Source organism: Xanthobacter cornucopiae, from assembly GCF_043195065.2.
Classification (GTDB): domain Bacteria; phylum Pseudomonadota; class Alphaproteobacteria; order Rhizobiales; family Xanthobacteraceae; genus Xanthobacter.
Map to the genome: position 1 here is coordinate 740,411 of NZ_CM195531.1, position 20,038 is coordinate 760,448.

Genomic DNA, 20,038 nt, shown 5'->3' on the forward strand with positions numbered 1-20,038 from the left:
GCTTCAACAGAATGCCATTACTCTGCGACACGGACAACGAGCTTGCCAAAGTTGCGACCTTCTAAAAGGCCGATGAAAGCCTCTGGCGCATCCTCCCTCTCATATAGGGGTCCAACGAGAGGTACAGAATCTTGAGCAGAACTTGCCCCTCGTCTGGCTCTGCGAGCGGCGCAATATCAAGCTTGAAATTATCTAAGGTGGGCTTACCGGCAGGACGGCTTGCAAGAAGTATTCGACGGTTATTCTCAATCACGGCATGGCCTTCCTGTGACGTTCGACAGCGTTCATCATGGACTCGGGTGCGAGGCTTTTCCCAATCGTGCAATCGTCTTGGGGTCGGAAGCCTCCTTGTGCAGCGCGTCCCAATCATCGGGCGGATTGCCGTTATCCAGCATCCCCTTGAAGACCTTGTAGGCATCCGTTTTGGAGCCGTAGGTCCGCAAGCTGTTTTCGTCGTTCACCCAGGCGAAGATGATGACCTTGCTGGCGCTGCTGTAGCGGAAAAAGAGCCGAAAACGACCATTGCCGAACTTGGCGCGAAACCAGTGCTTGCGGTCATCGCCAAGGGTCGCGCCCTGGCGGTAGATGGATGCCGTCGGGTCCGATGGCACATTGACGGTGACGAGCTGGACCAGGGACGCAAGCAACTTGGCGTCGGCGGATTTCTGATAATCGTCCGGTTTCTTCGCTTTGAGCGCGTCGACCGCCTCGATCAGCTTTTCCCACTGATCGAGAAAGAGAGGGTGTGCGAGGACGGTCCAGCCATTGATCGTCGGCATATCAGATCGAAACGTCCCCCTCGATCTCGGCATCGAGATCGACCGTCATGCCCGCGGTCAGGGCAACAGCCCGGTCGAGCAAGGATTGCGGGAACGGAAGAACAGACTTCTCGGGCTGCTTCGCCATGTCCCGCGCGAGGAATTCGAGAAAACGATCGATCACGGGATCGGCGGTTTCTTCAATCTCGGCCTTCTGGACATAGACGCGATGCTGTTCATCGACGACAAAGGCAATGCGCCCGCCATAGTCAACGCCCAGCGCCTGCCGAACGGACTTCGGCACGGTGGTCTGTCCCTTGGCGGTGATGGTGCTTTCTTCTTTCAGCAGGGCTCCCATGGCGGGCCTCCATAAATCGGTCGAGCAGAATGTAAGGAATATTCCTTATCGTGTCAATATTGGCGTCGCCTTGCTCTGCCAGCTAGTTCCGCGCCTTTATTTTGCGGGCTGGCCGATGCCACCGGCCAGCCGCGAAAATGCGGAGAAACCGACGAATCCGCCGCCAGCAATACAGAAGATTTGCCGCCAGATGTCGGACGGCACGCCTTCCTTGGTGACGCCAAGGACCAGCGCCTAGCCCGCAACGGCGGCGGGCGCGGCGGAGATCAGCGCCACGATCAGGCGAATGACAGGCGAACGGATCGTCTCGAACAGTCCGGCCAGAATGCCGAAGGCGGGACCAGCCGAGAACAGGCCGATGAGTCCCGCGCCTGTCCCGTAGGCGAATTGTGCTGCGGTCAGTCCGAGCATGAAAGGCAACGCATGGACGGCGAGATTGTAGGCGAGGACGCAGAGAAGTGCTGTCAGCGCAACGCTCATGAACATGACGGCGACCATGATTTTTCACCTTTGCTGACAGCACCGCCTTTCGTGCAATCTCAACGATGGCCGCTGCACGTTCCAATGTGTGCCGATGGGTTCTTGTTGTGTCGAGGTCATCCGGCCGCGCGGGAAAGCCGCGCGGCCGGATTTTTACGGGTGGAAGGCCGGGACCGCTGACGCGATCCCGGCCCGCCGTTCATTCCGCCGCGACGGCGAAAGGTTCGTCCTCCACGGTTTCGGCGCTGTCGGTTTCGGGCAGAGCTTCGTCCTCCATAGCCGGGGCTTCCGGCTGCTCGTCCACCGCCAGCCATGCGGGCCGCTCGGTGCGCAGGATCGGCGGGAGCCATCCGGTTCCGGCCAGAGGCTGTTCGGCAGCTTCCGCCATTTCCGGCTTCTTCTTGTCCGCGATCCGCTCGGCGGCCTCATTGCCAAGCGCCTCCCGCACGGCGTCAAGGATATGGGCCTTGGTGACACGCCCGAGATAGGCCCGAACGGTTGGCGTCCAATGCGCCGTCATGTCGAGCGCAACCGCCGTCGCCAACCTGTCCGCCGTTGCATGGGCGTGGCGCTTGTTCTGCTCTCACGGCAGCTTGAGGACGTTGACGGTCTGCGCGGCGCAATGGGCGAACAGCGCCATGACGCGGGCATGGTCCAGACCGGTGATGAAGCCCCAAAGCTCGGCTACGTCGCGCGGCATATCCGCCGCCCATCCGGCGTGACGATCCGCCAGCGCCTTCGCCGCCGCCGTGTCCTCGATGCCGTCCGCATGCCCACCAAGGTTGGCGCTGATGGGGCGGATTTCGAGGGCGTGGGCATCCCCGCCGCCGCGATAGAAAGTCTGCGCGGCAAGCGAATGGGTGACGGCGATCAACGCCATGTCCGGCTGCTCGCCAAGGGCGAGCCGCAAGCCAAGCGTCCGATGGGCGGTCAGGTCGCGGATGAGAAGATCGGAAATCGGCTTGCCGTCTTCCTCCGCTTCCTCGTCCTCGGTGTCGAGCGCGGAAACGTGGTTCCCGTCCTCGTCATATTCGCCGTCTTCCCCGATGATCTCGCCATCGCCGTTGACGCGAACGCCGTCGATGATGGTTTCGCCGTCCGCGCCTTCTTCCTCCGGTTCCGGGGCCTCGTCCTCAGGCCGGATGAAACCGCGCTCGATCCGGGCTTCCCCTTCATGGTTCAGAACCACGAAAGCCCCGCCGCGCCCGATCTCGTCGGCATCATAGGCATGGCGTAGCCCGTCGATGCGCTCGATCTCGGCTTCAAGCTCCGCAAGGCGCTGATCCACCTCGGGCGGCAGGTCCTCGTCCGCGTCCTGCCATTCCGCCGACAGGGGCTCAAGTTCCTCCTGCGCAGCGTCGTAGGCGGCTTCCTGTTCCTCGGAAAGCTCCACCGGCTGCGGATAGGTGCGGCGCATGCCGTGGGCGTGGGGCCAGTCGATATAGGCCGAAACCCATTTCCATCCTTCCGCCTCCTGAACCCCGGTGGGGGTCCTTTCCAGCTTGTCCAGCGCGAGCGGGTCCAGCAGCGCGGCGTCCTCATAGAAGCCCCCGCGATCCTCGGTGAACAGGTCACGGATGATGTTGCCGCCCGCCTCGGTATAGGTTTCCGGGCCGACGAAGATCGCCCGCCGATCCGAAGCCGCCACATTGCTCGCGGTCAGGTCGCGGCGGATGATCCAAGGTTCCTTGTTGTAGGACAGATTCTCATAGACCTGTTCCTGCCGGTCGTGATCGTCGGTGATGGCGAACGCCTGCAACTGGTCCATGGTCAGACCGCCATCGCGGTAAACCTCAATCAGCTTGGGGCTGACAGCGCCGAGGCGAAGCCGCTGCTTAACCACATGCGCGGACTTGCCGAACCAGGCCGCGATTTCCTCCGCACCCCATCCGCGATCTTCCGAAAGCTCGCGGAACTTCTCGAACTCGTCGGCAGGGTGAAGGTTTTGCGGTTGACGTTCTCGTCAAGGCTGATCTCGGCGGCGTCGTTCGCCGTGTCGATGACGCAGCGGATCGGCTCGGTCTTCTTGATCTCCTTGCGCTTGGCGCGCAGAAGCTGCGCCAGCCTGCGGCCTTCCCCGACGCTGACGAGATAGAAGCCGGTCGGCTCCCCGCCCGCGTTCGTTTCCGGCTCCACCACAAGGTTTTGCAGCATCCCCTTGGCGGCGATGCTCGCGGCCTTCCCCTCGATAGACGCCTCGCTGTGCGGGGTCTTCCGGGCGTTTTTCGGATGCTTCTTGAGCTTGGTGAGCGGAATGAAAACCGTTTCGCCATGTTCGGGAACGGTCGTGGTCGTGGCATTGGTCGTCATGATCTTGATCCTCTTGGTCTGGGTTGGAGCGCAGCGCTGCGCTCCAACCCTGGCCGTCGCCGAGACCGGGGGGTGCAAGGCGCAAGGGCGGACGGGCGGAGGGGGATCACCCGGCCTGCACAAGCGGATTGAAGTCATGACGAAGGTGCGAAGCCCGCATCCGCGCGGAAGGCCGGGGATACCGCCCGGCCGCCCTTGTGCCGCGCCAGGGGGCGGCGCCCCCAAGCAACCAGCCGGGCCAGAGCGAAGCGGAGGCCGGGCAGATAGAATGGATCAGGACATGGGAGATTGGGAACAGGCCCAGTGCCATCCATAGTTACCGCCCGGCCAACAGCGCCATCATTGGGTGTCCGTCGTCATAACATTTGGCACAGCAAGCGGCGTAAATTAACCGAGACTGGGCTTGGTCTGGGGGCGGATTTTAGGCGGCGAGCTTGCGGTGTAGCAAGCGTCGATGTTCGATGGTCTGTCGCTTGATGGTTTCGCGCTGCTTGATGATGGCTGGCGCCCTGCCGAAGTAGGCATCAGCGGGCGTCACGTTCTTCAGGCTCTCATGATAGCGCTGATGATTGTAACGCTCGATGAAGGCCTCGATCTGGGCTTCGAGGTCGCCGGGCAGGAAATAGTTCTCCAGCAGGATGCGGTTTTTCAGGGTCTGGTGCCAGCGCTCGATCTTGCCCTGGGTCTGGGGATGCATCGGGGCGCCGCGCACATGGCTCATATCGCGAGCCTTGATGTATTGGGCCAGTTCCTCGGCGATATAGCTGGGACCATTGTCGCTGAGCAGGCGTGGCATGTGCGGGACCCTGGCGCTGTCGCAGCCCGAGGCGGCCAGGGCTAGGTCGAGCGTGTCGGTGACGTCCTGGGCGCGCATGTTGGTGCACAATTTCCAAGAGATGATGTAGCGCGAATAATCGTCGAGCACGGTGGATAGATACATCCAGCCCCAGCCGATGATCTTGAAATAGGTAAAATCGGTCTGCCACATCTCGTTCGGGCGGGTGGTTTTGGTGTGGAATGCCTCGGCCGCCTTGATCACCACATAGGCGGGGCTGGTGATCAGATCATGGGCCTTCAAAATCCGGTAAACCGTTGCCTCGGATACGAAATAGCGCTTTTCGTCGGTGAAGCGCACAGCCAGTTCGCGCGGGCTCAGCTCGGTCTGCTCCAGCGCCATCTCGACGATCTGGTCCTGAATATCCTCGCCAATGCGGTTCCATACCCGGCTTGGCGCGCTGGGCCTGTCTTCCAACGCCTCCGGCCCACCTTTCAGGAAACGATCATACCAACGGTAGAAAGTTCGCCGGGCGATGCCCAACTGATCCAGCGTCTGTTTGGCTGGCAGATGCGACTGCTCGACGAACCTGATAATCTCAAGTTTCTCGGACGCGGGATACCTCATTCCTCGTCGCCCCCATCCGCGATCATGCTTTTTTTGAGCAGCCGGTTCTCCAGCGTCAGGTCAGCCACGCATTCCTTCAGGGCACGGGCCTCGCGGCGCAGATCCTGCACTTCTCCGCTGGTCGCGGCGCGGGCCGTGTCGCCAGCCAGGCGGCGCTTGCCGGCCTCCATGAACTCTTTCGACCAGGTGTAATACAGGCTCTGGGCGATGCCTTCCTTGCGGCACAACTCGGCGATGCTATCCTCGCCGCGCAGGCCATCGAGCACGATACGGATCTTGTCTTCAGCGGAGAAATGCCGCCGCGTCTGTCGGCGGATGTCCTTGACCACCTGCTCGGCAGGGGCCTTCGCCGGCAATTTTCTCGAGGAGGATTGGGGCTTCATCTGCGTTCCTTCGTCACTACGACGAAGCCCCAATCCTCCTCAATTCACAATCTCGAATCTGTGCCAAAGGTGCTGACGGGGGACAATGCCGAAGGCGGCCGCAATCGCCGTCATCCGGGCTGACGTTGCCCCTGCTAGGTGTTTAGTCCCGGCATTTGCTGGAGTGGATTGAGCCTGAATCGTTCGGGCTCGTTTGTCCAGCATTTGCAGATGAATTCGTATGGCGTGAGGCCCCTGAGGGTCTTCAGGCGGCGACCGAAACTGTATGCGGTGACGAAGTCGTCGAGATGGGTCTGAAACTGCCGGTGGTCGTCGTAGTGAAAGCGCTTGACGGTGGCTTCCTTGATGGTGCGGTTCATTCGTTCCACCTGGCCGCTGGTCCAGGGATGTTTCACCTTGGTCAGGCGGTGTTCGATGCCGTTTTCCCGGCACCGCATGTCGAACATATGGGTCATGTAGCGTGCGGTTGGACCATTGGCGTAGCGCGGCGGGAAAGTGAATTGGATGCCGTTGTCGGTGAGCACGGTGTGGATCTTGTAGGGCACAGCCGCGATCAGGGCCTCCAGAAATGCTGAAGCCGAAGTCCGCCCGGTCTTGTGGGTCACCTGGACGAAGGCAAATTTGCTGGTGCGATCGATGGCAACATAGAGGTAGAGCTTCCCCTCGGCAGTTTGCACTTCGGCGATGTCGATATGGAAATAGCCGATGGGGTAGGTTCTGAAATTTTTCCTGACAGGCTTGTCACCCTCGACTTTTGGCAATCTTGAGATGCCGTAGCGTTGCAGACATCGGTGGAGGGTGGAACGCGTCAGGTGAGGGATCGTCGCCTGCAAGGCGTAAAGGCAGTCTTCGAGCGGCAACAACGTATGCCGGCGGAAGGCGACGATGATCGCCTCTTCCTCCGGTGCCAGAACGCTGGACCTCGGCGCCTTTGGTCAAGCCCGCGCGGCGCGTGAGCGGACCCACTTGGCACCGGTCGAAGACCGGGGCCGATGGTATTCGGGCCGGTTGGCAGGTCAGCACAGGACGTCCGCTTCTTCCATTTCGCGACGGTTTTCGGGTTGATCCCGTAGCGTTTCGCCAGCGCCCTCAGGCTCTCTTGACTATGCTGTATCGCTCGACGGACCGCCTCTGTCGTCGTGGCGCATCCATGCAGAACCTGGCCCATAGCGCATCCTTCCAGTCCTGCGAAAAGACTGCACCATCAAAGCCTGGGATCAAACACCTAGCGATCCGCGGAACGATGGAGCCCGCGCGGTGCGGTGCGATGGAGGGTTGCGTGTTGGCGTCACCCTGCGTGCCTGATCGCCGCGCGCCGTGTCATACGAAGTGCTGACGGTGCGGGAGCTGTCGCCATGAATCTCATGTGAACGTCGGTGCCGTCGGGCCGGGGGCGAGCCGAGAGCCCCTTTGCGCTGGGCGGCAAGGTCGCGGTCTCCGGGGCCCGGACGCGCCCATGCCGGGGCCGCTCCGCGCTCGCCCCGCGTCTCCCATCATCCGCATCTCCCGTCTGAGTGTGTCCCGTCTGTGTGTCCCTTGCCGGGCGCCGTCATCGCTCTCACACTGCACTGGTTAAGAACAAGGCAACGAACGAGGAGGGGAGCCATGCTGGCCCTGACGTTGATCATCGCCTGTGGCCTCGCCGCCATTGCTTATGGCGTGTGGGCCGTCCGCGGCCTCATGGCCGCGGACCCCGGCTCGGCCCGCATGCAGGAGGTGGCCGCCGCCATCGCGGAAGGCGCGCAGGCCTATCTCAAGCGGCAGTATCTCACCATCGGCGCGGTAGGGGTGCTCATCTTCGCGCTGGTGGGCGTGGCGCTGGGCTGGCTGGCGGCGGTGGGCTTCGCCATCGGCGCGGTGCTCTCCGCCCTCGCCGGCTTCATCGGCATGAACGTCTCGGTGCGGGCCAATGTGCGCACCGCGCAGGCGGCCGCGCGCTCGCTTTCGGGGGGGCTGGAGCTGGCCTTCAAGGCCGGCGCCGTCACCGGCATGCTGGTGGCCGGCCTCGCTTTGCTGGGAGTTGCCGTCTATTTCCTGGTGCTCACCCAGCTCCTGGGCTTCTTCCCCGCCAGCCGCGCGGTCATGGACGCGCTGGTGGCGCTGGGCTTTGGCGCCTCCCTCATCTCCATTTTCGCCCGGCTCGGCGGCGGAATCTTCACCAAGGGCGCGGACGTGGGCGGCGACCTGGTCGGCAAGGTGGAGGCCGGCATTCCCGAGGACGATCCGCGCAACCCCGCCACCATTGCTGACAATGTGGGCGACAATGTCGGCGACTGCGCCGGCATGGCTGCCGACCTGTTCGAAACCTATGCGGTGACGGTGGTGGCCACCATGGTGCTGGCCACCATCTTCTTCGCCGCCACCCCGGCCACCCTGCACGCGTTGCAGCTCTATCCGCTGGCCATCGGCGCGGCCTGCCTCCTGGCCTCCATTGCCGGAACCTTCTTCGTGCGGCTCGGGCTCAACGGCTCGATCATGGGGGCGCTCTATCGCGGGCTGGCGGCCACCGCCGGCCTCTCGGTGTTCGCGCTGGCCCTGGTGACGTGGCTGCTGCCCGGGTTCGGGCCCATCGAGGGCACCGGCTTCACCGGCATCGCGCTGTTCCTGTGCGCCGTCGTCGGCCTGCTGGTCACGGCCGCCATCGTCGTCATTACGGAATATTATACCGGCACCGGGCATCGCCCCGTGGTGTCCATCGCCCAGGCGTCGGTGACCGGGCACGGCACCAACATCATCCAGGGCCTTGCGGTGTCGCTTGAATCGACGGCGCTGCCCACCCTGGTCATCATCGCCGGCATCCTCGCGGCCCATGGGCTGGCCGGCCTGTTCGGCCTGGCCGTCGCCGCCACGGCCATGCTGGCGGTGGCGGGCATGATCGTGGCGCTCGATGCGTTCGGGCCGGTCACGGACAATGCCGGCGGCATCGCCGAGATGGCCGGCCTGCCGCAGGAGGTGCGCCGCTCCACCGATGCGCTGGATGCGGTGGGCAACACCACCAAGGCGGTGACCAAGGGCTATGCCATCGGCTCCGCCGGGCTCGGCGCCCTGGTGCTATTCGCCGCCTATAACCAGGACCTGAGGCATGTCATCGCCGAGGCCGGGGAGGGAGCGTATTTCGCGGGCGTCGTGCCGAATTTCTCCCTCGACAACCCCTATGTGGTGGTCGGCCTGCTGTTCGGCGGGCTGTTGCCGTTCATGTTCGGGGCCCTCGGCATGACCGCGGTGGGGCGCGCCGCCGGCGCCATCGTGGAAGAGGTGCGCCGCCAGTTCCGGGAGAATCCCGCCATCATGGCGGGCACCGGCCGGCCCGATTATTCCCGCGCGGTGGACCTGCTCACCCGGGCCGCCATCAGGGAGATGGTGGTTCCCTCGCTGCTGCCGGTGCTGTCGCCCATCGTCTGCTATTTCGCCGTGTATCTGGTGGCGGGCGGCGGGGTGGCCGGAAAGTCGGCGGCGGTCTCCGCGGTGGGGGCGATGCTGCTGGGGGTCATCGTCACCGGCCTGTTCGTGGCCATTTCCATGACCTCGGGCGGCGGCGCCTGGGACAATGCCAAGAAATCCTTCGAGGATGGCTTTGTGGACAAGGACGGCGTGCGCCACTTCAAGGGCTCGGAGGCGCACAAGGCCTCGGTGACCGGCGACACCGTGGGCGATCCCTACAAGGACACGGCCGGCCCGGCGGTGAACCCCATGATCAAGATCACCAATATCGTCGCCCTGCTGCTGCTGGCGGTGCTGGGACGCTGACGGGGGACGACGGCCGGGCAGGGGCGGGGCAGGGTTGTTCACGGGGCAGGGTTGTTCACTGGGCTTGCCTCGGGCATCGTGCGCCGGCCCCGCGCCGACGCCCGGCGCCACGATGGAACCTGCCGATGTCGTCCGCCTCGCTCCCCACGCCCCGCCCCCTCAAGCCTGGAGACAGCGTGTTTCTGGTGGATGGCTCGTCCTTCGTGTTCCGGGCCTATTTTCAGTCCATCAACCAGGACCGCAAGTACAACTTCCGCTCCGACCGGCTGCCCACCGGGGCGGTGCGGCTGTTCTGCACCAAGCTGCTGCAGTTCGTGCGCGACGGGGCGGTGGGCATCCGCCCCACCCATCTCGCCATCATCTTCGACAAGTCCGAGGACAGCTTCCGCAAGGAGCTCTATCCCGCTTACAAGGCCAACCGCTCCGATCCGCCGGATGAGCTGATCCCCCAGTTCCCGCTGATGCGTGAGGCGGTGCGTGCCTTTGGCCTGATCCCGGTGGAGCAGGCCCGCTATGAGGCCGACGACCTCATCGCCACCTATGCCGACCACGCGGTGAAGGCGGGGGCGGACGTGCTCATCGTCTCCGCCGACAAGGACCTGATGCAGATGGTGGGGCCGAAGGTCGCCATGTACGACCCGGCTTCCGGCGAGAGCGGCGGGCGCGGGGCGCGGCCGGAACGGCGCATCGGCGTGGGCGAGGTGCTGGAGTATTTCGGGGTGCCGCCGGAAAAGGTCACGGACGTCCAGGCCCTGGCGGGCGATTCCACCGACAATGTGCCCGGCGTGCCCGGCATCGGCATCAAGACCGCGGCCCAGCTCATCGGCGAATACGGCGACCTCGACACCCTGCTCGCGCGCGCCGGCGAGATCAAGCAGCCCAAGCGCCGCCAGTCGCTGATCGAGAACGCCGACGCCGCGCGCATCTCCAAGACCCTGGTGACGCTGGTGCGCGACGTGCCGCTCGACGTGCCGCTGGAAGACCTGGTGCTGGAGGAGCCGGACGCCCGGCGCCTCGTCGCCTTCCTGAAGGCCATGGAGTTCACCACCATCACCCGGCGCGTCGCCGAGGTGTATGGCGTGGACGCAGCCGCCATCGACGCCGATCCCAAGCTGGCGCCCCAGGGCCTGTTCAGCCCCGGGGCCGGGGACGAGCCGCCCAAGCCCAAGGCGGCGAGCGGCACCGAGACCGCGGACGCCGGCGCCGACCTGATGCTGAAGCCCTCGGAGCTGGCCCAAGCCCGCGCCGAGGCCGCCCGCGCCACCCCGGTGGACCGCGCCGCCTATCGCACCGTCACCGATCTCGCGGAGCTGGAGGCCTGGTGCGCCAGGGCCATCGGCCAGGGCGTGGTGGCGTTCGACACCGAGACCACCTCCCTCGATCCCCTGTCGGCGGATCTGGTGGGGGTGTCGCTGGCGCTGGGCCCCAACGAGGCCTGCTATATCCCGCTGGCCCATGTGGGGGCTGGCGATGGCCTGTTCAGCGCCGGGCGGCTGGAAGGCCAGATCCCGCTGGAGCAGGCGATCGCGGCGCTGAAGCCCCTGTTGGAGGATAAAGGCACGCTCAAGGTTGGCCACAACGCCAAGTATGACGTGCTGATGCTGTCGCGTTACGGCCTCGCCGTGGCGCCCATCGACTGCACCATGTGCCTGTCCTATGCCCTGGATGCGGGGCGTCATGGCCACGGCATGGACGAATTGTCCACGCTCCACCTGGGCCATGTGCCCATCGCCTTCACCGAGGTGGTGGGCAAGGGCAAGGCCCAGGTGACTTTCGACAAGATCGCCCTGGAGCCGGCCACCCGGTACGCTGCCGAGGATGCCGACGTGACGCTGCGCCTGTGGCGGGTGCTGAAACCCCGGCTGGTGGCGGAAGGCCGCACCACCGTCTACGAGACCCTGGAACGGCCGCTGATCCCGGTGCTGACGCGAATGGAGGGCCGCGGCATTTCCATCGACAAGGCGATGCTGGCACGCCTGTCATCTGAGTTCGCGCAGGGCGCGGCGCGGGTGGAGGACGAGATCGCCGAGCTGGCCGGTGAGCGGCTGAACGTGGGCAGCCCCAAGCAGATGGGCGACATCCTGTTCGGCAAGATGAACCTGCCCGGCGGTTCCAAGACCCCCACCGGGGCCTGGTCCACCAAGGCCAACGTGCTGGAGGAACTGGCGGAGGCGGGCCACCTCCTGCCGCAGAAGATCCTGCAATGGCGCCAGCTCGCCAAGCTGCGCTCCACCTACACCGATGCCTTGCCCAATTATGTGAACCGCGACACGCATCGGGTTCACACCTCCTACGCGCTGGCCGCCACCACCACCGGGCGCCTCTCTTCCTCAGACCCCAACCTGCAGAACATTCCCGTGCGCACGGAGGAAGGCCGGCGCATTCGCCGCGCGTTCGTGGCCGATGCCGGCAACCTGCTGGTTTCCGCCGACTATTCGCAGATCGAACTGCGCCTGCTGGCGGAGATCGCCGCCATTCCCGCGCTGCGGCAGGCGTTCCAGGAGGGGCTGGACATCCATGCCATGACCGCCTCCGAAATGTTCGGCGTGCCGGTGAAGGACATGCCGAGCGAGGTGCGGCGGCGCGCCAAGGCCATCAATTTCGGCATCATCTACGGCATCTCCGCGTTCGGCCTTGCCAACCAGCTGGGCATCGGGCGCGAGGAGGCGGGGCAGTATATCAAGCGCTATTTCGAGCGCTTTCCCGGCATCCGCGACTACATGGAGGAGACCAAGGCCTTCTGTCGCGAGCATGGCTATGTGGAGACCCTGTTCGGCCGGCGCTGCCACTATCCGGATATTGCCGCCAAGAACCCCTCCATCCGCGCCTTCAATGAGCGCGCGGCCATCAACGCCCGCCTGCAGGGCACCGCCGCCGACATCATCCGCCGCGCCATGATCCGCATGGAACCAGCCCTGGAGGCGGCGCGGCTGTCGGCCCGCATGCTGCTGCAGGTGCACGACGAACTGGTGTTCGAGGTGCCGGAGCAAGAGGTGGAGCAAACCTTGCCGGTGGCGCGGCAGGTGATGGAGACCGCCGCCGACCCGGCGGTGGTGATGGCGGTGCCGCTGCTGGTGGAGGCGCGGGCCGCACGGAACTGGGATGAAGCACATTAAACGCAATAATAATGTGATTAAATGAAACAACGAAAAATCGCGTTGAATAAGGGTGCGGGCTCGTCTATTCAGTGAAATGCGCAGGTCGGGCCCGGCCGGCGTCACTGAATGGAGTTGAGCCGCCCATGGCCGTTCCCGGTCCCGCTCGCCGGCCGCAGCCTGCCGCCAGCGCCCGCATGGCGCCGCTGGCGCGCCTGCCCGTGTTCTTCGACCTGAAGGGGCGGCGTGTGGTGGTGGCAGGGGGCGAAGACCCCGCCGCCTGGAAAGCGGAGCTGCTCTCCGCCGCCGGGGCGTGGGTTGAGGTGTTCACGGACCGTCCGTGCCCGAACCTGGAGCATCTTGCCGGCACGCCCGTGGACGGCCCCGTTCAGCTTCACGCGCGGGCCTGGAGTGCGGCGGATTTCGCCGGTGCCGCGCTGGCGGTGGGGGCGTTCGACGATCCGGCCGAGGGCGCGCGCTTTTCGGCCGCGGCGCGCGCGGCCGGGGTGCCGGTGAATGCGGTGGATCACCCGGGGGTGAGCGACTTCACCCTCGGGGCCATCGTCAATCGCTCGCCGCTGGTGGTGGGCATTTCCACCGATGGGGCCGCCCCCGTGTTCGGGCAGGCGGTGCGGGCCAAGATCGAGGCGCTGTTGCCGCATGGCTTCAGGGGCTGGGCGCAGGCGGCCAGGTCGTGGCGCGGGGCGGTCGGGGCTCTCGGGCTTTCGGCGCCGGCCCGCCGCGCCTTCTGGGAGCGTTTCAGTGCCAAGGCCCTGGCCGAGCCGCATCGGGCGCCCGATGCCGCTGACCGCGACGCTTTCCTCGGCGCGGTGGGGCACGACGCCGGGATGGCTGTGTCGGCCGGATCGGTGGTGCTGGTGGGGGCGGGGCCGGGCGATCCGGAATTGCTCACGCTCAAGGCGGTGCGCGCGCTGCAGGCGGCGGACGTGGTGCTTTACGATGACCTGGTGTCGGCGGCGGTGCTGGATTTCACCCGTCGCGAGGCCCGCAAGATGCTGGTGGGCAAGACTGGATACGGCCCCTCCTGCAAGCAGGACGACATCAACGCGCTGATGGTGAGCCTCGCCCGCGAGGGCCGCCGGGTGGTGCGGCTGAAGGGCGGCGAGCCCATGATCTTCGGCCGCGCCGGCGAGGAAATCGCCGCCTGCCGGGCCGCCGGCATCGCGGTGGAGGTGGTGCCGGGCATTTCCTCGGCGCAGGGCGCCGCCAGCCGCCTGGTGGCCTCTCTCACCCATCGCGACCATGCGCGGCGGCTGCAGTTTGTCACCGCCCATGCCCGCAATGGCAGATTGCCGGAGGATCTCGACTTCAAGGCTTTGGCAGACCCGGCCGCCACCACCGTGGTCTACATGCCCCGTCACACCCTGGCGGAGCTGGTGGGGCGCCTCATGCCCGCGGGCATCGATCCGGCGACGCCTGCGGTGGCGGTGTTCGCCGCCACCCGGCCCGACGAGCGCCTGGTGGGAGCCTCCATCGCGACGCTGGCCGCAGCTGTGGATGCGGCCGTGGCGGACGGCGCCGCCGGCCCCTGCATCGTGCTCTACGGCCACGCTCTGGCCGAGGCGGCGGTGGAAGCGCAGCGCGCCGTGGGTGCCGAGGCGGCGCCCACGGCGCGGCATGCGGTGGGCTGACACGCAGGCCGGTGCGCACCGGCCGAAAGGCGCTTGGTGCCGCTCCGTGGCGATCTTCTCCCGTCCGGCATGTGGCGTGGCGTTCGCTGCCGCGAATGGTCCCGCTCAGGCCGGCGGCTGGAAGGACAGCAGCTTGCCTTGCGGAAAGTCGTAGAGCTTGCCGGTCTCGGTAAAGCTCGGCAGGCACAGCGGCAGGATGGCGGCGGCCGCCGCCTCGGGGGTGGGCAGGGTGGCCGGGTCCTCGCCGGGGAACGCCTTGGCCCGCATGCGGGTGGCGATGGGGCCGGGATTGAACAGGTTCACCTTGAGATTGCCGTTCACGGCCTCCGCCGCCCAGGTGCGGGCCATGGATTCGAGTGCCGCCTTGGTGAGCGCGTAGGGCCCCCAATAGGCGCGCGCCTTGTGGGCGGCGCCGGACGAGATGACCACCGCCCGCGCCGTGGTGGACAGGCGCAGCAGCGGGTCGAACGAGCGGATGCAGCGCCAGTTGGCGGTGAGGTTCACCGCGATGGTGGACTCCCAATCCTTCGGAAATACATGGCCCAGGGGCGACAGCGGGCCGAGCACGCCGGCATTGGCCACATAGACGTCCAGGCGGCCATAGCGCTCATAGAGCGCCGCGCCCAGCCGGTCGATGCCGTCGCTGTCCTTGAGGTCGAGCGGCACCAGCGTGGTGGTGCCGCCGATGGCGGAAATAGCGTCGTCGAGTTCTTCCAGGCCGCCTTGGGTGCGGCTCACCGCCACCACGTGGGCGCCAGCCCTGGCGAGGGCCAGGGCGGTTGCGGCGCCGATGCCGCGGGAGGCGCCGGTGACCAGGGCGATCTTGTCGGCCAGGGGCTTGGGGGCGGGCGTGTCGCCGGCCGGGCTGATGTCGGTCATGGAGGTTCCGCGGGCGTTTCCGTTGAGAGGAGGAGATGAGCCGGCCCGGCCGGAAAAGTCCAGCCTTGGCGCACGGGAGTCCCCCGCCGCGTCCGTGTGGCGCCCCGGTTGCGTCCCCCGGTGTCTTCCCACCCCTCGCTTATGGCCTCGCGGCGCCGCTCCTGGGGCGGGAGCGGGACGCGCTCTCCCTCTGCCGGCGGTGGATGGGCCGGCGCCGTGTTGGGGCCAGGGAAGTGGAATAACGAAGTGAGGCAGGGAGGTGGGACCGGGAGGCGGCCCGGCTGGCCAGGGTCTGCGCCATCACCGGGCGGCCGGGCTGGATGGGAGCGCTGCCACCTCCTGCCCGTTCCCGTTGCCCGTCCCCCTCGCGCGTCCCCTTTGGCCCGTCCCCCTTGGCCCGTCCCCCTTGGCCCGTCCCCCTTGGCCCGTCGGCGGAGGGCGAGCCGGCGACGGCGTCTCCGCGTACAGGGCGCCGGACCGGAGGGCGCAGGGCGTGCACACAGGCGATGGCGCGCGCGGGTTGTCGCGCGCGCCGGCTGCGTCAGCTCGCCTCGGCGAGAAGCGAGAGCTGCTGGGCGCCGATGGCGCCGGAACGGTCGGTGAGGGGGGTGGGATAGTCGCCGGTGAAACAATGGTCGGTGAACTGCGGCCGGGCGGGGTCGCGGCCCTCGTAGCCCATGGCCCGGTACACGCCGTCCACCGTCAGGAAGGCGAGAGAATCGGCGCCGATGTAGCGGCGCATGCCCTCCAGGTCGTGGGTGGCGGCGAGCAGCTTGTCGCGGTCGGGCGTGTCGATGCCGTAATAGTCGGGGTGGGTGATGGGCGGGGAGGCGATGCGGAAGTGCACCTCGCGGGCGCCGGCATCGCGCATCATCTGCACGATCTTCACCGAGGTGGTGCCGCGCACCAGGCTGTCGTCCACCAGCACGATGGAGCGGCCCTCCACCACCGAGCGGTTGGCGGAATGCTTCATGCGCACGCCCTGGTCGCGAATGGACTGGGTGGGCTGGATGAAGGTGCGCCCCACATAGTGGTTGCGGATGATGCCGAGCTCGTAGGGAATGCCCGAGGCCTGGGAGAAGCCGATGGCGGCCGGCACGCCGGAATCCGGCACCGGCACGATGACATCGGCATTGGCCGGGCTTTCCTGGGCCAGCACTTTGCCGAAGGTCTTGCGCACCTGGTAGACCGAGCGCCCGCCCACCACGGAGTCCGGCCGGGCGAAATAGATGTATTCGAAGATGCAGGGCCGCGCCGGCATGTCCGGGAACGGCTTGTAGGATTGCAGGCCGTCCTCGTCGATGACGATGACCTCGCCATTCTCCACGTCGCGCACGTAGCGCGCGCCGATGATGTCGAGGGCGCAGGTTTCGGAGGCGAGGATGGGCGAGCCGTCCAGGGTGCCAAGCACCAGCGGCCGGATGCCGAGGGGATCGCGGGCGCCGATGAGCTTCTTGTTGGTGAGCGCCACCAGCGAATAGGCGCCCTCCAGGGACTGCAGCGCGTCGATGAAGCGGTCGATGAAGCGCGGCTTGCGGGAGCGGGCGACGAGATGAAGGATCACCTCGGTGTCGGTGGTGGACTGGGTGATGGCCCCCTCGCGCACCAGCTGCTTGCGGAGGGTCAGGCCATTGGTGAGGTTGCCGTTGTGGCCCACCGCGAAGCCGCCGGCGTCCAGCTCTGCGAACAGCGGCTGCACGTTGCGCAGCAGGGTTTCGCCGGTGGTGGAATAGCGCACGTGGCCGATGGCGGAATCGCCGGGCAGGCGGTCGATCACCGCGCCGTCGGAAAACGCGTCGCCCACCAGGCCCAGGCGCCGTTCCGAATGGAACCGCCGGCCATCGAAGGAGACGATGCCGGCGGCTTCCTGTCCGCGATGCTGCAGGGCGTGCAGGCCGATGGCCGTCACCGCCGCGGCATGGGGATGGTTATAGATGCCGAAGACGCCGCATTCCTCGCGCAGGCGATCGCCGTCGAGATCGAGGTCGACCCCGGAGGAATAGCGGGTGTGGTCACCCGCGCCGTTCATGCCGCCCGCGTAAGTCTTGTCCATTGTGCACCTCCGCTCGGCGGCCCTACTGGCCGGTCCCGCGCGTGCTCTCCAGCAACTGATCGAACCCCTGCTGGTCCGCGCGCCGATAGCTGGCGGACGCGGCCCCCGGGGTCCCCTGGCCTTGGACGGCTCCCGCCGCCTTGCCCCCGAGCCCCGAGCCCGTGCTGTCGGAACGCTGACCCCCTGCCGGAGCGGCGGGAGCCTCGCCTTCGTCGGCGGCGGGCGGCTTCTTCAACTTGTTCAAAATGGTGTTTTCAGGGTCGTCCGGCAACTGGGCCATCAGCCAATCGCCCGCACTTTGCAAGGCAGGGCGCGATTTTGCGTCCGCCACCCATGGCGGCTGGCTCTTCGCCGGAACGAGCCAGTTGAAGAACAGGAAGGCAACGACCATCACGAGCAGCCCGCGGGCAAGGCCGAACATGAAGCCGAGGGTGCGGTCCAGGGCGCCGATTCGGCTATCCAGCACCACGTCGGAGATGCGGGCGGTGATGATGGAGGCAATCAGAAGCGTGCCAAGGAACAGTATTCCCACGGTGGCGGCGGTGGCCGCCATGTCCTGGGAGATGTACTGCTTCACGAACGGCAGGGCGGGCTTATAGAAATAGAGCGTGACGCCGGCCGCGACAGCCCACGACAGGATGCTGAAGACTTCGCGCAGCAGGCCCCGCACCATGGCGAGGATGCCGGAAATCAGCATCACGGAAATGACAATGATGTCCAGTAAGGTGACAGGCATTGGCGCATCGGTCCGTGGTCGGTGTGGCGCGGAAAAGGAATATCCTGCCGCGCCACGTCATGCGGAGCGCGCCGCGCCGGTCATATAGCCCGCGCGTCCCGGCTCGTCATCCCTCCTGTTGGGTCAGTCCTCGTCCGTGTCCGCCTCGCCGGCGCCAATGGCCGCGCGGGGCTTGGCGCCGCCCGTGCCCTGTGCCGGGCGCATGGCAGCCTTTCGCGGCGCGCGGGCGGCGATGGACGCCACCAATTGGGCCAGGGAGGTCATGGCGTCCACCTCCACCGCCGGGCCGGTGCCGTCCTGGCCGCCGGCGGGAATGACGGCGCGCGTGAAGCCCAGCTTCGCCGCCTCCTTCAGCCGCGCCGGCCCCTGGGAGACCGGGCGCACGGCGCCGGTGAGGCTGGCCTCGCCAAAATAGACCGCGTCGGCCGGCAGCGGTGCCCCGGTGAGCGAGGAAACCAGGGCCGCCGCCACTGCCAGGTCGGCCGCCGGCTCGGCGATGCGCAGGCCGCCGGCGACATTCAGATAGACATCGTGTCCGCCCAGCCGCACGCCGCAGCGGGCATCCAGCACCGCCAGCACCATGGACAGGCGGTTGGGGTCCCAGCCCACCACCGCCCGTCGCGGCGTGCCGAGGGAGGAGGGGGCCACCAGCGCCTGGATCTCCACCAGCACCGGACGGGTGCCCTCCATGCCGGCGAACACGGCGGTGCCGGGGGCGCCGAGGTCGCGGTTGGAGAGGAACAGCTCGGAGGGGTTGGCCACCTCCTTGAGGCCGCCGCCGGTCATCTCGAACACGCCGATCTCGTCGGTGGGGCCGAAGCGGTTCTTCTGCGCGCGCAGCACGCGGAACTGGTGGCCGCCGTCGCCCTCGAACGAGAACACCGCGTCCACCATGTGCTCCACCACCCGGGGGCCGGCGATCTGGCCGTCCTTGGTCACGTGCCCGACCAGGATCACGCAGGCCCCGGTCTGCTTGGCGTAGCGCACCAGCAACTGGGCCGAGGTGCGCACCTGGGTGACGGTGCCGGGCGCCGATTCCACGCTGTCGGACCACATGGTCTGGATGGAATCGATGACCACCACATGCACCGGCGGGCCGCCGGACAGGGTGGCGAGGATGTTTTCCGCATTGGTCTCGGCGGCAAGGCCCACCTTGGCGCCGGCGAGGCCGAGCCGTTGCGCGCGCATCCGCACCTGGTCCACCGCCTCCTCGCCGGACACGTAGACCACGTTGAGCCCGCGCCGGGCCAGGGCGGCTGAGGCCTGAACCAGCAGGGTGGACTTGCCGATGCCCGGGTCGCCGCCGATGAGCAGGATGGAGCCCGGAACGAAGCCGCCGCCGGCGACCCGGTCCAACTCGCCGATGCCGCAGACGAGGCGTGGCGCCGGATTGCCGGCGCCCTCCAGGCTTTCGAGGGCGAAGGCGCGGCCCTTGCGGCCCGAGCGCTGGGCGGCGGGCACGCTGGCGGCCACCGCCACTTCCTCGGACAAGGTGTTCCAGGCGCCGCAGGCGTCGCACTTGCCCTGCCAGCGCGAGTAGACGGCGCCGCAGGACTGGCAGACGAAGGTATGGTCGCGCTTGGCCATGAAGCATCCCGGTCGAGGCGGGCGAATCCGCCCCGTTCCGGACACCCTATACCAAGGCGCAGAAGGGCTTGATACCAAAGGCCCGTGAGCCTGACTCATGGGACTTTGGTCAAGCCCGCGCGGCGCCTGAGCGGACCCACTTGGCACCGGGCGAAGACCGGGGCTGATGGTATGGGGCATCCGCGCCGTGAAATCGCGCGGGCATTCCGGTGCCGGTCGCGCCATGGCGCGGCCAGCGCTCGGGTCGAGGGCTCCGCCTTCAGCAGGCTTCGCGCAGGGCGACGGGCTGGAAGCCGGCGAGCCCGGAGGCGATGAGCTGCTCGATCTCGCGGAAGGTGGCCTCCATCTCGCCGGAGATGGCCTCGTGCAGCACGCTCAGCTTTTCCACGCGCTCGCGCTCGCGCCCTTCCAGCAGGGCCAGGGCGGCGCCGATGACCGCCTGCGGGCCGTCGAAGCGGCCGGAGGCGATGAAGCGATCAACGAGACCGGAGTGTTCCGGAGAAAGAGCGAACCGTTCCGACATGAAAGCCTCCCCACGAACCGCGAGCGGCGCACCGCGAGCAACGCATGCGCGGATGCGCATGTCCGGCGCCGGAAG

At 66.9% G+C, this 20,038-nt stretch carries 12 protein-coding genes and 3 pseudogenes; 3 read left to right on the forward strand and 12 right to left on the reverse strand.

Annotation, left to right across the window (positions count from 1 at the left end):
• Window positions 1-67: 67 nt before the first annotated feature.
• From V5F53_RS03255 to V5F53_RS03285, 7 genes and pseudogenes are all read right to left on the reverse strand, one after another.
• Window positions 68-253, reverse strand: a pseudogene (locus V5F53_RS03255) (NADP-dependent oxidoreductase); the annotation flags it as partial.
• Between the two features lie 34 nt (window positions 254-287).
• Complete coding sequence (locus V5F53_RS03260) at window positions 288-779, reverse strand: type II toxin-antitoxin system YhaV family toxin (protein WP_393998819.1); 492 nt, start codon at window positions 777-779, stop codon at window positions 288-290.
• Window position 780: 1 nt separating this feature from the next.
• Window positions 781-1,116 carry a type II toxin-antitoxin system PrlF family antitoxin gene (locus V5F53_RS03265; protein ID WP_393998820.1) on the reverse strand — a complete coding sequence of 112 codons (336 nt, stop codon included), beginning with the start codon at window positions 1,114-1,116 and terminating at the stop codon, window positions 781-783.
• Window positions 1,117-1,350: 234 nt separating this feature from the next.
• Window positions 1,351-1,614, reverse strand: coding sequence for a hypothetical protein (locus tag V5F53_RS03270; protein ID WP_393998822.1), 264 nt, complete (start codon window positions 1,612-1,614; stop codon window positions 1,351-1,353).
• A gap of 181 nt (window positions 1,615-1,795) precedes the next feature.
• A pseudogene (locus V5F53_RS03275) lies at window positions 1,796-3,906 on the reverse strand (ParB/RepB/Spo0J family partition protein).
• Window positions 3,907-4,327: 421 nt separating this feature from the next.
• A protein-coding gene (locus tag V5F53_RS03280) for an IS3 family transposase (RefSeq protein ID WP_393998823.1) occupies window positions 4,328-5,691 on the reverse strand; the annotation gives its coding sequence in 2 pieces (ribosomal slippage) (window positions 4,328-5,341 and window positions 5,344-5,691; 1,362 coding nt in all).
• Between the two features lie 134 nt (window positions 5,692-5,825).
• Window positions 5,826-6,859 (reverse strand): annotated as a pseudogene (locus V5F53_RS03285) (IS481 family transposase).
• Window positions 6,860-7,296: 437 nt separating this feature from the next.
• On the opposite strand from V5F53_RS03285, the gene V5F53_RS03290 reads away from it, so the two are divergent.
• The 3 genes from V5F53_RS03290 to cysG all read left to right on the forward strand — a co-directional run bounded on the left by V5F53_RS03290 (window position 7,297) and on the right by cysG (window position 14,185).
• A complete protein-coding gene (locus tag V5F53_RS03290) occupies window positions 7,297-9,438 on the forward strand; it encodes a sodium-translocating pyrophosphatase (RefSeq protein ID WP_393997803.1) in 2,142 nt (713 codons plus the stop codon).
• A 125-nt stretch (window positions 9,439-9,563) separates the two neighbouring features.
• Window positions 9,564-12,554, forward strand: a complete 2,991-nt coding sequence (gene polA, locus V5F53_RS03295; RefSeq protein ID WP_393997804.1) for a DNA polymerase I — start codon at window positions 9,564-9,566, stop codon at window positions 12,552-12,554.
• Between the two features lie 125 nt (window positions 12,555-12,679).
• Window positions 12,680-14,185, forward strand: a complete 1,506-nt coding sequence (gene cysG, locus V5F53_RS03300; RefSeq protein ID WP_393997805.1) for a siroheme synthase CysG — start codon at window positions 12,680-12,682, stop codon at window positions 14,183-14,185.
• Between the two features lie 105 nt (window positions 14,186-14,290).
• On the opposite strand, the gene V5F53_RS03305 is transcribed toward cysG, so the two are convergent.
• From V5F53_RS03305 to V5F53_RS03325, 5 genes are all read right to left on the reverse strand, one after another.
• Complete coding sequence (locus tag V5F53_RS03305) at window positions 14,291-15,064, reverse strand: SDR family NAD(P)-dependent oxidoreductase (RefSeq protein ID WP_393997806.1); 774 nt, start codon at window positions 15,062-15,064, stop codon at window positions 14,291-14,293.
• A gap of 541 nt (window positions 15,065-15,605) precedes the next feature.
• Complete coding sequence (gene purF, locus V5F53_RS03310; RefSeq protein WP_393997888.1) at window positions 15,606-17,093, reverse strand: amidophosphoribosyltransferase; 1,488 nt, start codon at window positions 17,091-17,093, stop codon at window positions 15,606-15,608.
• A 46-nt stretch (window positions 17,094-17,139) separates the two neighbouring features.
• Complete coding sequence (locus tag V5F53_RS03315) at window positions 17,140-17,853, reverse strand: CvpA family protein (RefSeq protein WP_393997807.1); 714 nt, start codon at window positions 17,851-17,853, stop codon at window positions 17,140-17,142.
• Between the two features lie 123 nt (window positions 17,854-17,976).
• Entirely contained in the window at window positions 17,977-19,440 is a 1,464-nt protein-coding gene (gene radA / locus V5F53_RS03320; protein WP_393997808.1) for a DNA repair protein RadA, read from the reverse strand.
• Between the two features lie 259 nt (window positions 19,441-19,699).
• Window positions 19,700-19,963 carry a type II toxin-antitoxin system ParD family antitoxin gene (locus V5F53_RS03325; RefSeq protein ID WP_393997809.1) on the reverse strand — a complete coding sequence of 88 codons (264 nt, stop codon included), beginning with the start codon at window positions 19,961-19,963 and terminating at the stop codon, window positions 19,700-19,702.
• Window positions 19,964-20,038 lie beyond the last annotated feature (75 nt).

Coding starts and splice junctions, on each gene's coding strand:
- V5F53_RS03305 (WP_393997806.1), bottom strand. CDS start 15,064: ATGACCGACATCAGCCCGGCCGGCGACACGCCCGCCCCCAAGCCCCTG.
- V5F53_RS03260 (WP_393998819.1), bottom strand. CDS start 779: ATGCCGACGATCAATGGCTGGACCGTCCTCGCACACCCTCTCTTTCTC.
- V5F53_RS03265 (WP_393998820.1), bottom strand. CDS start 1,116: ATGGGAGCCCTGCTGAAAGAAGAAAGCACCATCACCGCCAAGGGACAG.
- V5F53_RS03315 (WP_393997807.1), bottom strand. CDS start 17,853: ATGCCTGTCACCTTACTGGACATCATTGTCATTTCCGTGATGCTGATT.
- radA (WP_393997808.1), bottom strand. CDS start 19,440: ATGGCCAAGCGCGACCATACCTTCGTCTGCCAGTCCTGCGGCGCCGTC.
- V5F53_RS03290 (WP_393997803.1), top strand. CDS start 7,297: ATGCTGGCCCTGACGTTGATCATCGCCTGTGGCCTCGCCGCCATTGCT.
- V5F53_RS03270 (WP_393998822.1), bottom strand. CDS start 1,614: ATGGTCGCCGTCATGTTCATGAGCGTTGCGCTGACAGCACTTCTCTGC.
- polA (WP_393997804.1), top strand. CDS start 9,564: ATGTCGTCCGCCTCGCTCCCCACGCCCCGCCCCCTCAAGCCTGGAGAC.
- cysG (WP_393997805.1), top strand. CDS start 12,680: ATGGCCGTTCCCGGTCCCGCTCGCCGGCCGCAGCCTGCCGCCAGCGCC.
- V5F53_RS03325 (WP_393997809.1), bottom strand. CDS start 19,963: ATGTCGGAACGGTTCGCTCTTTCTCCGGAACACTCCGGTCTCGTTGAT.
- purF (WP_393997888.1), bottom strand. CDS start 17,093: ATGAACGGCGCGGGTGACCACACCCGCTATTCCTCCGGGGTCGACCTC.